Source organism: Streptomyces tritici (assembly GCF_048500665.1).
GTDB classification, from domain to species: Bacteria; Actinomycetota; Actinomycetes; order Streptomycetales; family Streptomycetaceae; genus Streptomyces; species Streptomyces tritici.
The window spans coordinates 2,462,824-2,481,701 of record NZ_CP183183.1 but is presented as its reverse complement, the minus strand read 5'-3'; the positions used below and the strand labels follow the sequence as shown (position 1 = coordinate 2,481,701).

Genomic DNA, 18,878 nt, shown 5'->3' with positions numbered 1-18,878 from the left:
CGATCGTGGCTCGGTCGTCACGAGCCCGTCTGCGCGAGCGGGTCGTGATGCTGCGACTGCTGGGCCCATTCCACCACGGGCCTGAGCCCGGCAGCCATGCCGTCTCGGCGGCCTCAGCTCTCGTCAGCGCCGTGGCACTCGCCGTAGGTGTGGGGTGAGCCGCACCAGCACGGGGCGGTGCGGGAGGGGGGCCAGGGGGTGGCTCGGCCTCTTGCGGCGAGGGTGGTGGCGTATTGGGGGAGGAGGGAGGGGTTGGCGGGGGTGGAGGACTCCGAGGCGGCGAAGGCTTCGTAGGAGGGGACCGTGGCCGGGACGATGCCCAGGTTCGGGGTGCCGGCGGCGGACAGTTCGCGCAGGGACGCCTCGATGTCCGTGAGGTGGGCCTGGTACGTGGGGTACTCCGACTCCAGCTCCGGGTACGACGCGACCAGTTCGTCCAGTTCCTCCTCCGGCCAGTGCAGGACCGCCACCGGGAAGGGGCGGGAGAGTGCCGTGCGGTACGAGCCCAGCTCGCTGCGGAGCCTCGTGATCTCCGCCTGGAGTTCCGCCGGGTCGTCCGAGCCCAGGGACCACAGGCGCTTCGGGTCGTGCAGCTCGTCCAGCGGGACGTCCGCCGTGTGCAGGGCGTCCGCGCGGCGGTCGTACGCGTCGTGGGGGAGTGCCAGCATCCTCCGCACCCTGTGGCGGGAGATCAGGAGCGACTGCGTGGGGTAGGGGAGGTCGTCCCCCTGCTCCGCCGCCAGCAGCTCCGCCGCTGCCGTGAACGTCGACTCCGACGCCTCCAGCTCGTCGTGGGCCTCCAGCGTCTCCGCGATGATCTCCCAGGCGGCCGCGTCCTGCGGGGACGACGCCCGAACCCCCTCGATGATCGCCCTGGCCTCCGCCTCGTGGCCGTACTCCCACAGGTTCGCGGCCTTCATGGCTCTGATCAGCGAAGGGTTCTCCGGGTCGCCTCCCAGCAGGGTGTCGTACAGGTCCGTCGCGCGGGCACGGTCGCCCGCCAGCTCCAGATGGGCCGCTGCCCTCAGCAGCAGCGGCTCGCGGTCCTCGGGGTACGTCGCCGCGGTCCGCAGCAGACGCTCGGCTTCGGTCGTGTGCTCGGCAGGCGTGTCGGGGCGCATGGTGAACACCGTACTGCTGTGCGCCAGTCGAGGCGGGGCGCGTGCGCTCTGGTGCCTTCACGGGGCGGCCCCTATCGTGCGCCCGTGCAGCCGCATCGGAAACGGGTACGGGTCGTCGTGCAGCGCGCACCGCGCACGCGGGCCGCCCACGTCCTGTGGGTCGCCGCCGAGCTCACGGTCACCCTCGGGCTCGTCGTCCTGCTCCTCGTGGTCCACCAGCTCTGGTGGACCAACCACCAGGCCCGCCTCGGCGCCGAGCGCCAGGTGCGGGTGCTCGAGGAGGAGTGGGGGCCGTCCGCGGGGGGTGGCGATGTGTCCTCCTCCCCAGGGAACGGGGCGGCCGAGGACGGTACCGGGGCCTCGGGGGGTGCTCTCGCCTCGCCTTCCGCTTCCGCGGCGCCGCGTGGCGTCCCGACTTCGCCTCCTCGGCTCTCCGCCGCCTACGCCGTGCTGCGCATCCCCGCCCTCTCCCTCTCCGTCCCCATCGCCCGTGGTGTCTCCAAGCGCGGGGTGCTCGACAAGGGGTACGTCGGGCACTACCCGCGCACCGGCCGGCCCGGCCGGACCGGGAACTTCGCGCTCGCCGGGCACCGCAACACCCACGGCGAGCCCTTCCGGTACATCAACCGGCTCCGCCGCGGCGACGAGATCGTCGTACGGACGCGGGAGCGCGCGTACGTGTACGTCGTCGACCGGACGCTCGCCCGCACCTCGCCCCGCGACACCGGCGTCATCGCGCCCGTCCCGCGCAGCCTCGTCCACCCCTCCGCCGGCTACGACCGGCCCGGCGCGTACCTCACCCTCACCACCTGCACACCCGAGTTCAGCTCCGCCCATCGGCTGATCGTGTGGGCTAAGCTCAAGTCCCGGAGTGGGTAAGGGGATTCGGGAGGGGGTGTGCTCGTGAGCGGTCTGTCGCCGCGGCCCGTCTTCCTGCTGCTCTTCGTGCTCGCCGTCGCTCAGGCCCTGCTCGTCGACGGCTCCGCGCTCTCCGCCGTGGCCGTCGTCGTCGCCGCCGCCGTGAGCGCCCTCGCCGCCGCCCGGCTCGCCCCGGCCGTGCCGCCCACACGGGTGCGCACCGCCCTCCGCGACCGTGAGCAACGCACCGCCTTCCTCCCCCAACGGGATCCCGACGCCTCCGGGCGCCGACGCCCCCGAGCGCCCGGCCGTCGTGTCACGACGACGGCCGCGGGGGCCCGACGCTCGTACTGAGCCCGTTCCGTGCGGGTTCGTCCGGGTCCTTCCGCCGTTCGTCGTCCGCCGCGTCTCCTCATCCCGGCACGACTCTCCGGAGGACTCCCATGTCCGTTTTCGCCTCGCTCGTCGAGCAGCTCGCCGAGCTGCTCCAGCCGCTGTTCGCCTCCTCCGCCACCGCCGCGGCCATCGTCCTGTTCACCGCCCTCGTACGGCTCGCCCTGCTGCCGCTGTCCCGGGCCGCCGCCCGCGGGCAGCGGGCGCGGGTGCGGCTCGCGCCCGAGCTGGCCGCGCTGCGGGAGAAGCACGGGAAGAACCCGGAGCGGCTGCAGAAGGAAGTGCTCGCGCTGCACTCCCGGGAGAAGGTCTCGCCGCTCGCCGGCTGTCTGCCCAGCCTGCTGCAGCTGCCCGCGTTCTTCCTGCTGTTCCAGCTCTTCTCCGGCGATCTGATGGACGGGCACAGTCTGCTCGCCGCGCCCCTCGGCGGCACGTGGGCCGGCGCCCTCGGCGACGGCGGGCCCTTCGGGGCGGCCGGGCTGGTGTACGCCGGACTGTTCGCGGTGGTCGCCGCCGTCGCCACGTACACGTACCTGCGCGGCCGGCGCGACAGCGTCGCCGCGCCCGGGCTGCCGCCGGCGCTCGCCGGCGCGCTGCCGCTGCTCTCGTACGGGACGCTGCTCACCGTCGCCGTCGTGCCTCTGGCGGCCGCGCTCTACGTCGTGACCAGCACGTTGTGGACGGCGGTCGAGCGGACGGTGCTGTACCCGAGCCCCGCAGCGGCTACCGCTCGGTAATGGTCCACGGTGTGAGCCGGGGCTTGCAGGGCCCCGGCAATTCTTGGAGGATCGGCCAATCCTCCGATGGCCGCACTCCATCGGCCGGGGCCCACCTCGACCACAGGGAGAAGACCATGAAGCTGCTGCGCGTCGGACCGGCGGGCGCCGAGAGGCCCGCGCTGCTCGACCAGGACGGGACGCTGAGGGACCTGTCCGCCCTGGTGAGCGACATCGACGGAGGGCTGCTCGCCGACGCGTCCGCGCTCGACCGCATCCGCGCCGCCGCCGGCGCGGGCGTCCTGCCCGCGCTCGACGCGACCGGGCTGCGCATCGGACCGCCGGTCGGCCGCATCGGCAAGGTCGTCTGCATCGGCCTGAACTACCACGACCACGCCGCCGAGACCGGCGCCGCGACCCCCGCCGAACCGGTCGTCTTCCTCAAAGCCCCGGACACCGTCGTCGGCCCCGACGACACCGTTCTCGTGCCGCGCGGCTCGGTGAAGACCGACTGGGAGGTCGAGCTCGCGGTCGTCATCGGCCGCACCGCGCGCTACCTGGAGACCGACGAGGAGGCGCTCGCGCACGTGGCCGGGTACGCCGTCGCGCACGACGTCTCCGAGCGCGAGTTCCAGATCGAGCGCGGCGGCACCTGGGACAAGGGCAAGAACTGCGAGACCTTCAACCCGCTCGGCCCCTGGCTCGTCACGGCCGACGAGGTGGCCGACCCGCAGGCCCTCTCCCTCAAACTGTGGGTCAACGGCGAGCTGCGGCAGAACGGCTCCACCGCGGACCAGATCTTCAAGGTCGCGGAGGTCGTGCGGTACCTCAGCCACTTCATGACCCTGTACCCCGGCGACGTCATCAACACCGGCACCCCGGCCGGCGTCGCCATGGGCCAGCCGGAGCCGAAGCCCTACCTGCGGCCCGGCGACGTCGTGGAGCTGGAGGTCGAGGGGCTCGGGCGGCAGCGGCAGGAGTTGAAGAGCGCGTAGGCCGGCCGTACGGGGTGCGGTACGGGGGCGGGGCGGGCCTTACGCCAGGTCCACCGTCACGCCCTCGCGGGCCGAGCGGCGGGCGGCCTCCAGGACGGCGAGGGCGGCCGCCGCCTCCGTCGCGGTGACCGGGTTGGGGCCCTCGCCGCGGAGGGCCGCCGCGATCGCCGCGTAGTATGCCGGGTAGTCGCCCGGCAGGGACTCCACCGGCTCGCCGCCGCCCGTCAGCGGGGACTCTCCCGCGCCCAGCCGGCCCCACAGCTCCGCCGGCTCGACGCCCCAGGCGCCGCCGCCCGGGCGCAGGCCCTCGCGGAGCGCGGTCTCCTGCGGGTCGAGGCCGTACTTCACGTACCCGGCGCGCTCGCCGAGCACCCGGAAGCGCGGGCCCAGCTGGGCGGTGGTGGCGCTCACGTACAGGTGCGAGCGGACGCCGTTCGCGTGCGTGACCGCGAGGAACGTGTCGTCGTCCGCCTCCGCGCCGGGGCGGCGGACATCCGACTCCGCGTACACCCGGACCGCCGGGCCGAACAGGACCAGCGCCTGGTCCACGACGTGGCTGCCGAGGTCGTACAGCAGTCCGCCGATCTCCTCCGGCGCGCCCGACTCGCGCCAGCCGCCCTTCAGGCGCGGGCGCCAGCGCTCGAACCGGGACTCGAAGCGCTGGACGGTGCCGAGCGCGCCGTCCTCGACGAGCGCGCGCAGGGTGAGGAAGTCGTTGTCCCAGCGGCGGTTCTGGAAGACCGAGAGCAGCAGGCCCCGCTCCTCCGCGAGCGCGGCGAGTTCGAGCGCCTCGGCGGCGGTGCCGGCGACCGGCTTGTCGACGACGACGGGGAGCCCGGCCCGGAGGGCGGCGCGGGCGAGCGGGACGTGGGTCTTGTTGGGGGACGCGACGACGACCAGGTCGAGTTCGTCCGCCCGGTCCCACAGCTCGTCCGGCGAGGCGGCGACGCGGACGCCGGGGAACTCGGCGCGGGCCTGCGCCTGCCGTTCCGGGTTGCCGGTGGTGACGGTGTCGAGGGCGAGTCCGTCGGTGGCGGCGATCAGCGGGGCGTGGAAGACGGAGCCGGCGAGGCCGTAGCCGACGAGACCGACGCGGAGGGGGGAGCGCGGGTTTCGGGGGGCGCTGGGGGTGTGCGGGGCGGACGGAGGCGGGGCAGTCGTCATGGGCGTACTTAAGCAACGCTGTTGCCTAAGTGCAAGCGACGGGGACAATGGGCGGGTGAAGAGCACCCCCTCCGGCGTGAACCAGCCCGCCCTGCGCAGCCACAACGCGGCCCTCGTCCTCGATCTGCTGCGGACCGCCGGGACGGCCGGGCTGAGCCGGGCCGAGCTCGCGGAGCGCACCGGGCTCACTCCGCAGGCCGTCAGCAAGATCACGGCACGGCTCCGTACGGAGGGGCTGGCCGCGGACGCCGGGCGGCGCGCCTCGACGGGCGGCAAGCCGGCGACCGCGCTGCGGCTGGTGCCGGGGGCCGGTCACGCGGTCGGGGTCCACCTCGACCGCGACGAGCTGACCGCGGTGCGGGTCGACCTCGCGGGGACGGTGGTCGAGGCACGGCGGGCCGCGCTGGACCTGGGGGCGCCGGCGGAGGTCGTCCTGGGGGCGATCGAGGGGGCGGTGCCGGGGGTGGTGGGGGACTCGGATGTGGGGGGTGGTGGAGGTGCGGGGGTTGGCGGCGGTGCCGGGGCTGGTGGCGGTCGCGAAGTTCGTGGCGGTGCCGGGGTTCTCGGTGTCGGGGTCGCCATGCCCGGGCCGCTCGACCATGCGGCCGGGGTGCCGCACCGGGTGACCGGGCATCCGCAGTGGGACGGTTTCCCCTTGCGGGACGAGCTGGCGCGGCGGCTCGGCGGGGCCGTCGTCCTCGACAAGGACACCAACGCCGCCGCGCTGGGCCTCGCGGTCCGGTCCGGGGCGCCCGAGTCGTTCGCGTACCTGCACCTCGGTACGGGGCTGGGTGCCGCCCTCGTCCTCGGCGGCGCGCTGTACCGGGGGGCGCGGACCGGGGCGGGGGAGTTCGGGCACCAGACCGTCCAGCTCGACGGGCCGCCCTGCGGGTGCGGCGGGCGCGGCTGCCTGGAGGCGCTGTGCCTCGGCGCGGTCGCGCGCGGGGACGTGGCGGAGGCGGCGCGGGTGCTCGGCGTGGGGGCGGCGAACCTCGTCGCGCTGCTGGACGTCGACCGGGTGGTGCTCGGCGGCCGGGTGGTGGAGGGGGAGCCGGAGGCGTTCGTACGGGGTGTGGGCGAGGTGCTGGGGGCGCTGGCGCGGCGTCAGGGGGTGGGCGCGCCGGGGTCGGCGCCCGTCTCCGTCGGGGTGGCCGGGGGCGCGTACGCGGTGGCGGAGGGGGCGGCGCAGTTGGTGCTGGCGCCGGTGTTCGGGAAGGGCGGAGGCGGGAGCCCGTTGAGCGCGAGCTGATGATCGGCTGATGCTCTCGTGTGGTGGTGGGCTGGTGTGGTCGTGGGCTGATCGGGCGGATTCGGCGGTGCGTACGGGGGGCGGGGCCGCGTCGCGTCCCGGGCGGGTGGGGTCGCGGGTGGCAGCGTGGCGGGCGACCCGTACCCCCGCGAGCAGCAAAGGCACAGGTCCATGTCGCTCATGCCCCTGCCCACGCCCCCTCCCGCGCCCCTGCGACCGGGCTCCCGCCGGCTGCGCCGCGCCCTCGTGCGCGGACTCGCCGCGGCGGCTGCCGGGACCGCCGTCCTGCTGTTCCCCGCCCCCGCGGCGGTGGGCGTCGGGCCGGATCCCGGGCCCGGCGGGGAGCGCAAGGACCAGCCGCCGGCCTGCGGGAAGGTCTCCGACCCCGACTTCCCGATCGACACGCGGATCCACGGCGGGCCCGTGGCGTACCGGCCGGGGGACGGGTACCGGACGTGGAGCGTGGACCTCACGAACACGACGGACGAGGCGTGCGACGGCATCCATCCGGTGCTCGCGCTCACCGACCGGGAGCGGGTGCTGCGGCCGGTGCAGATCCGGTTCGACTTCTACGACGCGCGGGCGCGGCGGTGGCGGCCGGTGGAGTTCGAGGAGACGGAGGAGGACGAGAACGTCGGGGTGTTCGACGGCGGCTTCCCCGGGTTCGCCGTGCCGGCGGGGCGGACGGTGACGGTCCCGGTACGGCTGGCCTTCCGCGCCGGCACCGCGCCGAACGAGGTCGTGGCCAACGCGGCGATCGTGCAGCGGCGGGGGGACGACGGGGACTGGGTGGGGGAGTCGGACGACTACCGGCTGGTGATCGGCGGGGCGGGTGGGGGCGGTGAGGTGGGTACGGAGACGGGCGCGCCGGTGCGGGAGGGCGACGACGGGGTCCGGGGCAACTCGGTGCCGCCCGTGACGCCGACCGCTCCGGCGCCCTCGGCGCGGCCGGAGTCGCCGGAGCTGGCCGGTACGGGGGCGGGGGAGGGTTCCGGGGTGAGACGCGTCGCCGGGGCGTTGGCGGCGGGGGCGGGCGGGGCGATTCTGGCGGGTGCGGCGCTGGTGGTGATCGCGCGCCGGCGCGGGGGCGGGGCGGCCTGAGAGGCCGCGGCCCCGGAGGGCGCGGCTGCGCCGCCCGCGCGCCCGCTGCGCGGCCGCACCGTAGTGCCGGCTTCGGGCTGCGCCCGCCGCCCCCGGCGCTTCGCGCCGGTTCGGTTTCCCCCGCCCCGCCCCTTCCCGAAACCCTGCCGGGGGCTGACAGCGGGGCGGGCCGGCCCGACCCCCGAACCCCTGCCAGGCACCCGCGCCCGGGGCGGGCCCCCGGGCGCAACCCCTCGTTCATCTCCCCGTTCATCGCCGTCTGGGACCATCGCGTCGTGGATTATCCGAACGACCAGGTACCAGGCGCTCCCATCCGGTTCGGGATTCCGGAGCACGGGCGCATTCCCAAGTACTACGCCGTGAAGGCGAAGATCGGTGTGCTCGTCGAGGAGTTGGGGGAGGGTGGGCTGCTGCCCACGGAGCGGGATCTGTCCGCGCGGTTCGAGGTCTCGCGGGAGACCGTCCGGCAGGCGCTGCGCGAGCTGTTGCTCGAGGGGCGGCTGCGCCGCCAGGGGCGGGGGACCGTCGTCGCCGGGCCCAAGCTGGAGCAGCCGCTCTCCCTCGCCAGCTACACCGAGGGGGTGCGCCGCCAGGGCCGCCGGCCGGGGCGGTCGCTGATCTCGCTGGAGCGGTTCCCGTGCACCGACGCCCTCGCCGCCGAGCTCGGCGCCGAACGCGGGGAGCCCGTCTGGCACATGGAGCGGGTGCTGCTCGCCGACGACGAGCGCGTCGGCCTGGAGTCCACGTACGTCACCGTCGCCCGGCTGCCCCGGCTCGACGTCGACTTCGACCCCGACTCGTCCTTCTACGCCTACCTCCACGGCGCACTCGGCATCGCGTTCGGCGACGCCGACGAGCGCATCGAGACCGTGCTCGCCACGCCCCGCGAGGCCCTGCTCATCGGCACCCCGCCCGCGCTGCCGATGCTGCTCCTGCACCGGTTCTCGCGGGACTCCGCCGGCCGCCCCCTCGAACGCGTCCGCACCCTCTACCGCGGGGACCGCTTCAGCTTCACCGCCCATCTCGGCGCGCAGGGTTGAGGGACAGTCAAGAAGGGGCACAGCCGGGCCGGGCGGCCCGTCCGACCGCGACATCCACATCACGGAAACATAACGGGTCTGGTCCAAGCTTGTCGGGTCGTTCACCGTCCCGTCGCCCACCCGACCCGTCCGGGTCACCCGCCCCCAGGACCGTCGTCGGCATGAAGGTGATCGTCGTAGGAGCCGGCGTGGTGGGCACCATGCACGCCTGGCACGCAGTGGAACGCGGCCACGAGGTCGTGCACATCGAGCGCGAGGCCGAGGCGCGCGGCGCCTCGCTGCGCAACTTCGGACAGATCTGGGTGAGCGGGCGCGCCGGCGGCGAGGAGGTCGAGGCCGCGCTGCGCGCCCGCGAGCTCTGGGAGGGCATCGGCGCCCGCGTCCCCGAGCTGGGCTTCCGCGCCAACGGCTCGCTCACCCCCGTCCGCAACGACCTCGAACTCGCCGTCGCCGAGGCGGCCCTGGCCCGCCCCGACGCCGCCGCCCGCGGCTACAAGCTGCTCACCGCCGGCGAGGCCCGCGCCCTCAACCCCGCCCTCCGCGGCGCGTTCCGCGCCGCGCTCTGGTGCGAGCGGGACGCCGCCGTCGAGCCCCGTACCGCTCAAGTCGCCCTCCGCCGGGCCCTCCTGGCCACCGGTAAGTACACCTTCCTCCCGCACCGCGAGGTCCGTGACGTCGTCGGCGAGAACGCCGTCCGCGACGACCACGGCGACGTCCACACCGGCGACGCCGTCGTCCTGTGCACCGGCGCCTGGCTCTCCGGGCTCGTCCGCGAGCTCGCCGGCGACCTCCCCGTACGCCGCGTCCGGCTGCAGATGATGCAGACCGACCCGCTCGGCGAGGCCCTCACCACCTCCGTCGCCGACGCCGACTCGTTCCGCTACTACCCCGCGTACCGCTCCGCCGCCCTGGACGCGCTCGACGCGGGCCAGCCCCAGGACCCCGTCGCCGCCGCCCACAAGATGCAGCTGCTCATGGTGCAGCGCCGCGACGGCGGACTGACCATCGGCGACACGCACGAGTACGAGCACCCCTTCGCCTTCGACACCCTCGAAGACCCCTACGAGCACCTGACCCGCGTCGTCGAGTCCTTCCTCGGCCGCCCGCTCCCCACGATCCGCCGCCGCTGGGCGGGCGTGTACGCGCAGTGCACCGACACCTCCCGCGTCGTCCACCGCCAGCAGCTGCGCGACGGCGTGTGGCTGGTGACCGGGCCCGGCGGGCGCGGGATGACCTGCTCGCCGGCCATCGGCGAGACCACCGCGAACCTCCTGGGCTGGTGACCATGAACACGCTCCGCCACGACCTCGTCGTCCTCGACATGGCCGGGACCACCGTCGCCGACGGCGGCCTCGTCGAGCTGGCCTTCACGGCCGCCGCCGAACGGCTCGGCGAGGACCCCGCCACGATGATCGACCACGTCCGCGCCACCATGGGCGAGTCGAAGATCTCCGTCTTCCGGCACCTCTTCGGCGGCGACGAGGCCCGCGCCCGGCAGGCCAACCTCGCCTTCGAGGAGGCGTACAGCAGCCTCGTGGACGGCGGCCGGATCGCCCCGGTCCCCGGCGCCGCCGAGGCCGTCGCCGAACTGCGCGAGCAGGGCCGCACGGTCGTCCTCACCACCGGTTTCGCCCGGGTCACCCAGGACGCGATCCTCGACGCCCTCGGCTGGCGCGACCTCGTCCCGCTCACCCTGTGCCCCGCCGACGCGGGCGGCCGCGGCCGGCCGTACCCGGACATGGTCCTCGCCGCCTTCCTCCGGACCGGCGCCGTCGACGACGTCCGGCAGACCGTGGTCGCCGGCGACACCTCGTACGACATGCTCAGCGGCGTCCGCGCGGGCGCCGGGCTCGTCGCCGGCGTCCTCACCGGGGCCCACGACGCGAGCGCGCTCACCGCGCACGGCGCCACGCACGTCCTCGCCTCCGTCGCCGAACTCCCTGCCGCCATACGCGCGTCCGAGGAGTCCGGGGAGCCCAGCGCGTCCAAGGAGTCCGGGGAGTCCGCGTCGTGAGCGGCGGCATCCGGTTCGACTCCGTCACCGTCGCGTACGGGAGGAACACCGTCCTCGACGCGTTCGACCTCACCGTCGAGCCCGGCGAGGTCATGGCCCTCCTCGGGCCCTCCGGCTCCGGCAAGACCACCGCGCTGCGGGCGGTCGCCGGCTTCGTCCGGCCCGTCTCCGGCCGGGTGTTCCTCGGCGACCGCGACGTCACCGCCCTCCCGCCGCACCGGCGCGGGATCGGCATGGTCGTCCAGCAGTACGCGCTCTTCCCGCATCTGCGCGTCGAGGACAACGTGGCCTTCGGGCTCAGGGCGCAGAAGGCGCCCAAGGGCGAGATCCCGGGGCGGGTCGCCGAGGCCCTGGAGCAGACCGGCATGGCGGCGTACGCGAAGCGCTATCCGCGCGAGCTGTCCGGCGGACAGCAGCAGCGCGTCGCCATCGCCCGCGCGCTCGCCATCCGCCCCAAGGTGCTGCTGCTCGACGAGCCGCTGTCCGCGCTCGACGCCCGGCTGCGCTCCGAGATGCTCGCCGAACTCGCCAGGCTGCACCGAGAGTTGCCGGACGTGTCGATCCTGTACGTCACCCACGACCAGGTCGAGGCGCTCACCCTCGCCGACCGGATCGCCGTCATGGACCAGGCCCGGCTGCAGGACTGCGGCACCCCGCAGGAGCTGTACCGCAGACCGCGTACGGAGTTCACCGCGTCCTTCGTCGGCAACGCCAACCTCCTTCCCGTCACGGTCGGTTCGGGCGGGGCGTCCTTCGAGGGCGCCGAACTGAGGCTGGACACCGGCGGCGTGCTCCCCGGCGCGGCCGCCACCCTCTGCGTACGGCCGCACCTCGTCGGGCTCGGCGACGGGCCCAACGCGCTGCGGGGACGGATCGCGGAGGTGCAGTGGCGGGGGGCCACGCACCGGCTGTACGTGGAGGTCGGCGCCGCCGGCCACCGCGTCAAGGCGGACGTGCGCGAGCTCCGCGAGACCCCCGCCCTGGGCGACGAGGTCACGCTGCACTTCGCGCCCGAGGACGCGGTGCTGCTCGGCGCGGGGGTGGCCGATGGGTAGCGCCCTCAAGGACGCGCCGGGGACGGCCGCCGGCCCCGCGAACGGACCGGCCGCGCCGCCGCACCCGGCGCCGGAGACGCGGCCTTCCGAGGCCGCCGCCGTACGACCGCGACCCGCCCGGGCGGCGCTCTGGGCGCTGCCCCCCGTCCTCGCCCTCGGCCTGCTCTTCCTCTACCCGCTCGCCCTCGTCGTCCAGGAGTCCCTGGCGCCCGGCGCGTACGCCGACGTGTTCGGTTCCGAGGCGTTCCGGGAGGCGCTGGTCACCACCGTGTGGCTGGCCGTCGCCGCCACCGCGGGCTGTCTGGTCCTCGGGTTCGTGCTCGCGCTCGTCATCGCGTTCGTGCCGTTCCCCGGGGCGAGGGCCGTCGCCCGGTTCATCGACGTCTTCCTCTCCTTCCCGTCGTTCCTGATCACCCTCGCGCTGCTCTTCCTCTACGGCACCGTCGGCATGGCCAACGGCGTGTGGACGGACCTGACCGGCGCCGGGTCCGGGCCGTTCCGGTTCCTCACCACCCCGTGGGGCGTGCTGCTCGCCGAGATCACGTACTTCACGCCGTTCGTGATGCGGCCGCTGCTCGCCGCGTTCTCCCAGATGGAGACCGCGCAGCTGGAGGTGGCCGCCTCGCTGGGCGCGGGGCCGGGGCGGATCGTCCGGCGGGTGATCCTGCCGGAGGCGCTGCCCGCGCTCGCCGCCGGCGGCAGCCTCGTGCTCGTCATGTGCCTCAACGAGTTCGGCATCGTGCTGTTCACCGGCGCCAAGGGCGTCACCACCCTGCCGATGCTGGTCTACAGCAAGGCGATCCTCGAGTCCGACTACGCCGCCGCCTGCGTCGTCGCCGTCGTCAACGTCGCGATCTCCGTGGGTCTCTACGGCCTGTACCGGGGGGTGAGCCGCCGTGTTGGTGCGTAGCCGCGCCGGCCGCTGGACGGCCTGGACCGTGTTCGGGGTGCTGTTCCTGCCGCTGTTCGCCCTGCCGCTGCTCGTCGTCCTCGCCGCCTCGTTCGCCACGAACTGGTCGGGGGCCTTCCCCTCCGGGCCCACCGCCGAGCACTACGCCGCCGCCGTCCGCGGCGAGTCGCTGCAGGCGCTGACCACGAGCCTCGTCACGGCCGTCGCCGCGAGCCTGCTCGCGCTGCTCGTGGGCACGTGGGCCGCGCTGGCCGGGTCCGCGCTCGGCGGGCGGGCCAGGAAGGTGCTGGACGCGCTGTTCATGCTGCCCGTCGCCGTGCCGTCGGTGGTCGTCGGCCTCGCCGTCCTCGTCGCGTACTCGCAGCCGCCGCTGCTGCTCAACGGGACGCGCTGGATCGTGATCCTCGCGCACACGATCCTGGTCACGGCGTTCGCCCACCAGTCGGTCTCGGCCGCCCTCCGCCGTCTCGACCCGATGTACGAGCAGGCCGCGGCCGGCCTGGGCGCGCGCCCCTCGTACGTCCTCCTCCGGGTGAGGCTGCCGCTCCTGCTGCCGTCCCTGAACGCGGCGGCCGGACTCTGCTTCGCGCTGTCCATGGGTGAGCTGAGCGCCACGATGATGCTCTACCCGCCGGACTGGCTGCCGCTGCCGGTGCGGATCTTCACCGCCACCGACCGCGGCTCCCTCTTCACGGGCTCGGCGCTCGCCGTCGTCCTGATGGCGACGACCCTGCTCGTGCTGCTCGCCGTCTCCCGCGTCCGCACCAAAGCCTCGTACCGCTAGCACCGCCCGCATCCCCCAGCACCGCCACCGTCCCCGTACCCCTCCCATCGCCAGGAGAGAGCAACGTCATGCGCACGTCCCTCAAGCCGCTCGCCGCCGTCACCGGCAGCCTCGCCCTCGCCGCCACCGTCACCGCCTGCGGCGGTTCCTCCCCGGCCTCCTCCGACGAGAAGGTCGTCACCGTCTACAGCGCCGACGGCCTCAAGGGCGAGGCGGGCGACGGCTGGTACGACAAGGTCTTCGCCGACTTCGAGAAGAAGACCGGCATCAAGGTGAAGTACGTGGAGGGCGGCTCCGGCGAGATGGTGCAGCGCGCCGTCCGCGAGAAGAGCAACACCCAGGCCGACGTGCTCGTCACGCTCCCGCCGTTCATCCAGCAGGCCGACGCCAAGGGGCTGCTCCAGGCGTACACCCCGCAGGGCGCCGACAAGGTCAGCGGCGCGGACAAGTCCGCAGACGGGAAGTGGACCTCCGTCGTCAACAACTACTTCGGCTTCGTCCACAACAAGAAGGAGCTGCCGGCCGCGCCGAAGACCTGGGAGGAGCTGCTCGACGGGAAGTTCAAGGACAAGCTGCAGTACTCCACCCCGGGCGTCGCGGGCGACGGCACCGCCGTCGTCATCAAGGCGATGCACGACTTCGGCGGCAAGGAGCCGGCGATGGCGTACCTGAAGAAGCTCCAGGCCAACAACGTCGGCCCGTCCTCCTCCACCTCCAAGCTGGCCCCGAAGGTCGACAAGGGCGAGCTGCTGGTCGCCAACGGCGACGTCCAGATGAACTTCGCGCAGGCCAGGTCCATGCCGAACCTGGGCATCTGGTTCCCGGCGAAGCAGGGCGGCAGGCCGACCACGTTCGCGCTGCCGTACGCGGCCGGCCTGGTGAACAAGGCCCCGCACGCCGAGAACGGCAGGAAGCTGCTCGACTTCCTGCTGACCGAGGAGGCGCAGCGCCAGGTCAGCGAGATCGGCGGCGGCTTCCCGGCGCGTACGGACGTGAAGCCGACCGACGCCAACGCGATCGCACTGGCGAAGATCATGGACGGCGTCGAGATCTTCGAGCCGGACTGGGCCGACATCGACAAGAACCTGCCCGCGTACATCGACGCCTGGAAGACCGCCACCGGCAGCTAGCGCACCAGCGCACCAGCGCACCAGCGCACCAGCGCACCGGCGTCGCCGCACCGGACCTGACACGCGACGCCCAGAGTTCACCGCACGTCTCTTCCGTCCCGTCGCCGTGTAGCGGAAGGATAACGGGTACGGACCGAAGCCCAACGCCCCTGAGGAATCAGGGGCGTTGGCGCGTCACTCAGCCTGGAGGACCCCCATGCCGACCCACGGCATCCCCCGTCGCACCGTGCTCGCCGCCGCCGGCGCCACGGCCGCGGTGACCGCCACCGGTGTGCTCGCCGCCCCGGCCGCCCAGGCGGCCGCCCCCACCCTCCCCGACGGCACCAGCGCCGACAAGGTGCTCGTCGTCGGCATGGACGGACTGCGTCACGACCGCATCGCCGCCGCCGACGCCCCGCATCTGAAGCGGATGATGGCCGAGGGCACCTTCGGCGTCTCCCTGCTCTACGCCAACCCGATGGCCGCGACCTCCTCCGGCCCCGGCTGGTCGACCGTCTCCACCGGTGTCTGGCCCGACAAGCACGGCGTCCGGGACAACAGCTTCACCGGGCGCAACTACACCCAGTACCCGGGCTTCCTGGCCCGCCTGCACCAGATCCGGCCGCAGCTGTCCCTCTACGCGGCCGTCGACTGGAAGCCGCTGGACACGTACGGCACCGTCACCGCCGGCGCGGACGCAAAGATCGTCCTCGACGGCGACCGGGACGGCTACGCCGGCCACGACGAGACGATCACCGCGGACAGCGTGACCGTGCTGCGCGACCAGAACCCGGACGTCGCGTTCGTCTACCTCGGCAACACCGACGTCGTCGCCCACTCCTCCGGCACCGGCCAGCGCTACCTCGACGCCATCGCCGTCCAGGACGCCCAGCTCGGCCGCATGATCGCCGCGATCAAGGCTCGGCCCACGTACGCCGCCGAGCGCTGGACGGTCATCGTCTGCACCGACCACGGCCACGTCGACGTCGGCGGCCACGGCGGCTCCAGCATCGAGGAGCGCCGTACCTTCGTGCTCGCCACCGGCCCCGGGATCGCGGCCGGCGCGCGCCCCATCGACACCCGCCTCGTCGACGTCGCCGCCACCGTGTTCCACCAGCTCGGCATCACCCCGGAGCCGTCCTGGGGCCTGGACGGCAAGCCGATCCAGCAGCGGTCCGCCGACCCGTTCGACGCGCTGCAGTCCTCGCTGGCCGGCCGCGTCGACGAGACCGGCATCCCGGCCGGCGTCCTCGGCTTCACCCACACCCCGCCCAGCGGCTGGTCGGTCATCAACAACGCCATGGGCACGGGCGGGATGACGGAGTGGCGCGGCTGGTCCTTCGCCACCGACGAGTTCTGGTCCCGGACCCAGCGCGACCAGTCCCGCGAGCTCAACGTCCGCGCCCGGGGCGTGTTCGCGGTCGCCGACTCCGACGAGTGGGCCGACAAGGCGTTCTCCGGCACGTACGACTCGACGCTGGTCTCGCCGGCGTACGCGGTCTCCGGCGCCTCCCGCGTCACCCTCGACTTCACCACGTTCTACCGGCAGGAGGGCAGCCAGACCGCCCAGATCCTGGCCTCCTTCAACGGCGGCACCCCGGCCGTCGTGAAGAGCTACACCGCGGACGTCGTCTCGCAGCCCCAGTCGGTCACGGTGAACGTGCCCGCCGGCGCGTCCAGCGTGAGCTTCCGCTTCCGCTACACCGGCTCCAACAACTGGTACTGGGTGATCGACGGGGTCGCGGTGCGCACTTCCTGACTACGCTGGGGGCGTCGCCACAGCGTTGTCGCGTCGCCCCCAGCACACCGCACGTTCGTACGGCAGGAGTCCCGCACCCATGGCAGAGCGCAAGCCGATCGAATCCTGGCTCACCGACATGGACGGCGTCCTCATCCACGAGGGCGTGCCGATCCCCGGCGCCGACGCGTTCATCAAGAAACTGCGGGAGACCGGCAGGCCGTTCCTGGTCCTGACCAACAACTCGATCTACACCGCGCGCGATCTGCACGCCCGGCTCGCCCGCATGGGCCTGCAGGTCCCCGTGGAGAACATCTGGACCTCGGCGCTCGCCACCGCCCAGTTCCTCGACGACCAGCGCCCCGGCGGCACCGCGTACGTCATCGGCGAGGCCGGTCTGACGACCGCGCTGCACGACATCGGCTACGTGCTCACCGACCACGACCCGGACTACGTCGTGCTCGGCGAGACCCGGACGTACTCCTTCGAGGCCATGACGAAGGCGGTCCGGCTGATCAACGCGGGCGCCCGCTTCATCTGCACCAACCCCGACGAGACCGGCCCGTCCCTGGAGGGCCCGCTGCCGGCCACCGGGTCCGTCGCCGCGCTGATCACCAAGGCGACGGGCAAGGAGCCGTACTTCGCCGGCAAGCCGAACCCGCTGATGATGCGGACCGGTCTGAACGCGATCGGCGCGCACTCCGAGACCAGCGCGATGATCGGCGACCGGATGGACACCGACATCCTGGCCGGCCTGGAGGCCGGCATGCAGACGTTCCTGGTGCTGACCGGGCTGACCGGCGAGACGGGCGTGGACCGGTACCCGTACCGGCCGTCGAAGATCGTCGACTCGATCGCGGACCTCGTGGACCTGGTGCAGTAACGGGGCGCGGCGGCGGCTTCGGCGGCCCGCGGCGGGGCCCACGGGTCCCCTGGTCGGGCCCCAGCGGATGCGGAACGGCCGGAACGGAGCGAACCTTCCTGTATCAGGAGGTCACGATGCGTTCAGGTCCGATTGCTCTCCGTGCCGCGGGAGCGGCCGCCGCCGTACTGGTCCTCACGCCCCTCACGGGCGTCGCGCAGGCCGGTGAGGGGGTGAAGGCCACCGTCACCCCCAGTCCGGCGAAACCGGGGGCCGACGTCGACCTGCGGGTCAAGGGCTGCAAGGGCGCGACCGGCACGGCCGCCTCCCCGGCGTTCGTCGCGGACGCGGAGCTGTCGGGCCGCGACGGCGGCGGCCGCCCGCTGTTCGGCGACACGACGCTGAAGTCGGACCTGAACGACGGCACGTACCGCGTCACCGTCACCTGCGACGGCCGCGAACACCGCGACGCGGGCTCGGTCCGCGTCGAGCACCGCGCCAAGCCGACGCACAAGCCCACGCACCGCCCGACGCACCGCCCCACCCAGCGGCCGACGGACGAGCCGACGCACCGGCCGCCGCACCGGCCCACGGAGCACACGACGCCCGTCGCCCCGGTGCGCGCGGGCGGCGGCGGGGCGGCGCTCGCCGCGCCCGGCGCGGCCCACGCCGCGCAGCAGACCGTCGAGGAGCAGGGCCCCGGCACCCCGCACACCCTGATCGGGCTCGGCCTGGCCGGCATCGCCGCGGTCGCCGTCGCCTTCCGGCACACCCGCCGCCGGGCCAACGCCCGCGCGGCCGCCGCCTCCGCGCCCAAGGACGCGGAGTGACATGTCCGGCGAGGAACGCCCGCGCGGCACCGGGCGGCTGCTGACCGGGATCACCTGGGCCGTGCTGCTCCTGGGCCTGTGGGTGTGGGGCCGCGAGGCCACCTCGGGCCCCGGCGGGCACTCCGCGCCGACCACCGGCGACGTCGCCGCCGTCGGCCGCCCGCTCGGCGTCGCGCTGCCGCCGGCGCACCCGCCGGTGGCGCCGGTGGAGCCGCGGAAGCTGGAGATCGCCTCGATAGGCGTCACCGCCCCGGTCGTCCCGCGCGGGCTCGACGCCACGGGGGCGGTGGACCCGCCGCCGTACGAGATGGCGCAGTCGGTCGGCTGGTTCGACCGGGGCGCGAAGCCCGGCGCGGACGGCGCGGCACTGCTGGTCGGACACGTGGACACCGAGACGCGTCCGGCGGTCTTCTACAACCTGAGCTCGACCCGCCCGGGGGCGAAGGTCCTGATCACCCGGACGGACGGCTCGGTCGCCGAATTCACGGTGGACGACGTCCAGGTCTTCCCCCGGGAGCACTTCGACCCGCGCAAGGTGTACGGGCAGCGCGACCCGGACCGGGCGGAGCTGCGCCTGATCACCTGCGGCGGGACCTTCGACCGGAAGACGAGGACGTACACGGCGAACGTGGTCGTCTCGGCGTACCTGACCAAGGTCTCGGCGGCGGCCAGGGCGTGACCGCACCAACCGTGGAAACGACGAGGCCCCCTCACCATCGGTGAGGGGGCCTCGACTCTGCGTGCGCCGCCAGGGACTCGAACCCCGGACCCGCTGATTAAGAGTCAGCTGCTCTAACCAACTGAGCTAGCGGCGCCTGCTGACAGAGAAAACTCTACCTGACGTTCGAGGGTGCTCCCGACCATTTCCGCGCGCCCCGGCCTGTCGGATGGTCGTTTCGTAGCTTCGATCCGTCAAAATGCGATATGTCCGGACAGTTG

Annotated in this window: 19 protein-coding genes and 1 tRNA gene; 17 read left to right on the top strand and 3 right to left on the bottom strand. The window is 73.9% G+C overall.

What is annotated here, in order from left to right:
- Nucleotides 1-113 precede the first annotated feature (113 nt).
- Entirely contained in the window at nucleotides 114-1,121 is a 1,008-nt protein-coding gene (locus tag ACNJ93_RS11445; protein ID WP_418957280.1) for an SEC-C metal-binding domain-containing protein, read from the bottom strand.
- A gap of 84 nt (nucleotides 1,122-1,205) precedes the next feature.
- On the opposite strand from ACNJ93_RS11445, the gene ACNJ93_RS11440 reads away from it, so the two are divergent.
- The 4 genes from ACNJ93_RS11440 (at nucleotide 1,206) to ACNJ93_RS11425 (ending at nucleotide 4,083) form a co-directional block, all read left to right on the top strand.
- Nucleotides 1,206-2,000, top strand: a complete 795-nt coding sequence (locus ACNJ93_RS11440; RefSeq protein ID WP_418957279.1) for a class E sortase — start codon at nucleotides 1,206-1,208, stop codon at nucleotides 1,998-2,000.
- Between the two features lie 18 nt (nucleotides 2,001-2,018).
- Nucleotides 2,019-2,333, top strand: a complete 315-nt coding sequence (locus ACNJ93_RS11435; protein WP_418957278.1) for a DUF6412 domain-containing protein — start codon at nucleotides 2,019-2,021, stop codon at nucleotides 2,331-2,333.
- 89 nt (nucleotides 2,334-2,422) lie between these two features.
- Nucleotides 2,423-3,109, top strand: coding sequence for a YidC/Oxa1 family membrane protein insertase (locus tag ACNJ93_RS11430; protein ID WP_418957277.1), 687 nt, complete (start codon nucleotides 2,423-2,425; stop codon nucleotides 3,107-3,109).
- A 116-nt stretch (nucleotides 3,110-3,225) separates the two neighbouring features.
- Nucleotides 3,226-4,083, top strand: coding sequence for a fumarylacetoacetate hydrolase family protein (locus tag ACNJ93_RS11425; protein ID WP_418957276.1), 858 nt, complete (start codon nucleotides 3,226-3,228; stop codon nucleotides 4,081-4,083).
- A gap of 39 nt (nucleotides 4,084-4,122) precedes the next feature.
- Here the strand turns inward: ACNJ93_RS11425 and ACNJ93_RS11420 are convergent, their stop codons facing one another.
- Nucleotides 4,123-5,247, bottom strand: coding sequence for a Gfo/Idh/MocA family oxidoreductase (locus tag ACNJ93_RS11420; protein ID WP_418957275.1), 1,125 nt, complete (start codon nucleotides 5,245-5,247; stop codon nucleotides 4,123-4,125).
- On the opposite strand from ACNJ93_RS11420, the gene ACNJ93_RS11415 reads away from it, so the two are divergent.
- The 13 genes from ACNJ93_RS11415 (at nucleotide 5,246) to ACNJ93_RS11355 (ending at nucleotide 18,618) form a co-directional block, all read left to right on the top strand.
- Nucleotides 5,246-6,496, top strand: coding sequence for an ROK family transcriptional regulator (locus tag ACNJ93_RS11415; RefSeq protein ID WP_418957274.1), 1,251 nt, complete (start codon nucleotides 5,246-5,248; stop codon nucleotides 6,494-6,496). The two genes, ACNJ93_RS11420 and ACNJ93_RS11415, sit on opposite strands and share 2 nt — an antisense overlap.
- A 171-nt stretch (nucleotides 6,497-6,667) precedes the next feature.
- Complete coding sequence (locus tag ACNJ93_RS11410) at nucleotides 6,668-7,597, top strand: hypothetical protein (RefSeq protein WP_418957273.1); 930 nt, start codon at nucleotides 6,668-6,670, stop codon at nucleotides 7,595-7,597.
- A gap of 275 nt (nucleotides 7,598-7,872) precedes the next feature.
- Nucleotides 7,873-8,637, top strand: coding sequence for a GntR family transcriptional regulator (locus ACNJ93_RS11405; RefSeq protein ID WP_418957272.1), 765 nt, complete (start codon nucleotides 7,873-7,875; stop codon nucleotides 8,635-8,637).
- Nucleotides 8,638-8,798: 161 nt separating this feature from the next.
- Nucleotides 8,799-9,920: a TIGR03364 family FAD-dependent oxidoreductase gene (locus ACNJ93_RS11400; RefSeq protein ID WP_418957271.1), complete on the top strand. Its 1,122-nt coding sequence runs from the start codon at nucleotides 8,799-8,801 to the stop codon at nucleotides 9,918-9,920.
- 2 nt (nucleotides 9,921-9,922) lie between these two features.
- Complete coding sequence (locus ACNJ93_RS11395) at nucleotides 9,923-10,651, top strand: phosphonatase-like hydrolase (protein WP_418957270.1); 729 nt, start codon at nucleotides 9,923-9,925, stop codon at nucleotides 10,649-10,651.
- On the top strand, nucleotides 10,648-11,706 hold the full coding sequence (locus ACNJ93_RS11390; RefSeq protein ID WP_418957269.1) for an ABC transporter ATP-binding protein: 1,059 nt from the start codon (nucleotides 10,648-10,650) through the stop codon (nucleotides 11,704-11,706). Before ACNJ93_RS11395 ends, ACNJ93_RS11390 begins: the two co-directional genes overlap by 4 nt.
- The gene (locus ACNJ93_RS11385) at nucleotides 11,699-12,616 is read left to right on the top strand and encodes a 2-aminoethylphosphonate ABC transporter permease subunit (RefSeq protein ID WP_418957268.1); all 918 of its coding nucleotides are present in this window, start codon (nucleotides 11,699-11,701) and stop codon (nucleotides 12,614-12,616) included. Before ACNJ93_RS11390 ends, ACNJ93_RS11385 begins: the two co-directional genes overlap by 8 nt.
- On the top strand, nucleotides 12,603-13,400 hold the full coding sequence (locus ACNJ93_RS11380) for an ABC transporter permease (protein ID WP_418957267.1): 798 nt from the start codon (nucleotides 12,603-12,605) through the stop codon (nucleotides 13,398-13,400). Before ACNJ93_RS11385 ends, ACNJ93_RS11380 begins: the two co-directional genes overlap by 14 nt.
- Before the next feature lie 68 nt (nucleotides 13,401-13,468).
- Nucleotides 13,469-14,530 (top strand): 2-aminoethylphosphonate ABC transporter substrate-binding protein, encoded by a 1,062-nt coding sequence (locus ACNJ93_RS11375; protein WP_418957266.1) that lies wholly within the window; start codon nucleotides 13,469-13,471, stop codon nucleotides 14,528-14,530.
- A 196-nt stretch (nucleotides 14,531-14,726) separates the two neighbouring features.
- Nucleotides 14,727-16,268: an alkaline phosphatase family protein gene (locus ACNJ93_RS11370; protein WP_418957265.1), complete on the top strand. Its 1,542-nt coding sequence runs from the start codon at nucleotides 14,727-14,729 to the stop codon at nucleotides 16,266-16,268.
- 79 nt (nucleotides 16,269-16,347) lie between these two features.
- On the top strand, nucleotides 16,348-17,130 hold the full coding sequence (locus ACNJ93_RS11365) for an HAD-IIA family hydrolase (RefSeq protein ID WP_418957264.1): 783 nt from the start codon (nucleotides 16,348-16,350) through the stop codon (nucleotides 17,128-17,130).
- A 116-nt stretch (nucleotides 17,131-17,246) separates the two neighbouring features.
- A complete protein-coding gene (locus ACNJ93_RS11360; RefSeq protein ID WP_418957263.1) occupies nucleotides 17,247-17,939 on the top strand; it encodes a hypothetical protein in 693 nt (230 codons plus the stop codon).
- Nucleotide 17,940: 1 nt separating this feature from the next.
- The gene (locus tag ACNJ93_RS11355; RefSeq protein WP_418957262.1) at nucleotides 17,941-18,618 is read left to right on the top strand and encodes a class F sortase; all 678 of its coding nucleotides are present in this window, start codon (nucleotides 17,941-17,943) and stop codon (nucleotides 18,616-18,618) included.
- Nucleotides 18,619-18,680: 62 nt separating this feature from the next.
- Here ACNJ93_RS11355 and ACNJ93_RS11350 read toward each other — a convergent pair.
- Nucleotides 18,681-18,754, bottom strand: a tRNA-Lys gene (locus ACNJ93_RS11350).
- Nucleotides 18,755-18,878 lie beyond the last annotated feature (124 nt).

What these genes read in the sequence shown, in the direction of transcription:
- ACNJ93_RS11445 (WP_418957280.1), bottom strand. Translation starts at nt 1,121, where the DNA reads ATGCGCCCCGACACGCCTGCCGAGCACACGACCGAAGCCGAGCGTCTG.
- ACNJ93_RS11430 (WP_418957277.1), top strand. Translation starts at nt 2,423, where the DNA reads ATGTCCGTTTTCGCCTCGCTCGTCGAGCAGCTCGCCGAGCTGCTCCAG.
- ACNJ93_RS11425 (WP_418957276.1), top strand. Translation starts at nt 3,226, where the DNA reads ATGAAGCTGCTGCGCGTCGGACCGGCGGGCGCCGAGAGGCCCGCGCTG.
- ACNJ93_RS11415 (WP_418957274.1), top strand. Translation starts at nt 5,246, where the DNA reads ATGGGCGTACTTAAGCAACGCTGTTGCCTAAGTGCAAGCGACGGGGAC.
- ACNJ93_RS11420 (WP_418957275.1), bottom strand. Translation starts at nt 5,247, where the DNA reads ATGACGACTGCCCCGCCTCCGTCCGCCCCGCACACCCCCAGCGCCCCC.
- ACNJ93_RS11410 (WP_418957273.1), top strand. Translation starts at nt 6,668, where the DNA reads ATGTCGCTCATGCCCCTGCCCACGCCCCCTCCCGCGCCCCTGCGACCG.
- ACNJ93_RS11400 (WP_418957271.1), top strand. Translation starts at nt 8,799, where the DNA reads ATGAAGGTGATCGTCGTAGGAGCCGGCGTGGTGGGCACCATGCACGCC.
- ACNJ93_RS11395 (WP_418957270.1), top strand. Translation starts at nt 9,923, where the DNA reads ATGAACACGCTCCGCCACGACCTCGTCGTCCTCGACATGGCCGGGACC.
- ACNJ93_RS11385 (WP_418957268.1), top strand. Translation starts at nt 11,699, where the DNA reads ATGGGTAGCGCCCTCAAGGACGCGCCGGGGACGGCCGCCGGCCCCGCG.
- ACNJ93_RS11375 (WP_418957266.1), top strand. Translation starts at nt 13,469, where the DNA reads ATGCGCACGTCCCTCAAGCCGCTCGCCGCCGTCACCGGCAGCCTCGCC.
- ACNJ93_RS11370 (WP_418957265.1), top strand. Translation starts at nt 14,727, where the DNA reads ATGCCGACCCACGGCATCCCCCGTCGCACCGTGCTCGCCGCCGCCGGC.
- ACNJ93_RS11365 (WP_418957264.1), top strand. Translation starts at nt 16,348, where the DNA reads ATGGCAGAGCGCAAGCCGATCGAATCCTGGCTCACCGACATGGACGGC.
- ACNJ93_RS11360 (WP_418957263.1), top strand. Translation starts at nt 17,247, where the DNA reads ATGCGTTCAGGTCCGATTGCTCTCCGTGCCGCGGGAGCGGCCGCCGCC.
- ACNJ93_RS11355 (WP_418957262.1), top strand. Translation starts at nt 17,941, where the DNA reads ATGTCCGGCGAGGAACGCCCGCGCGGCACCGGGCGGCTGCTGACCGGG.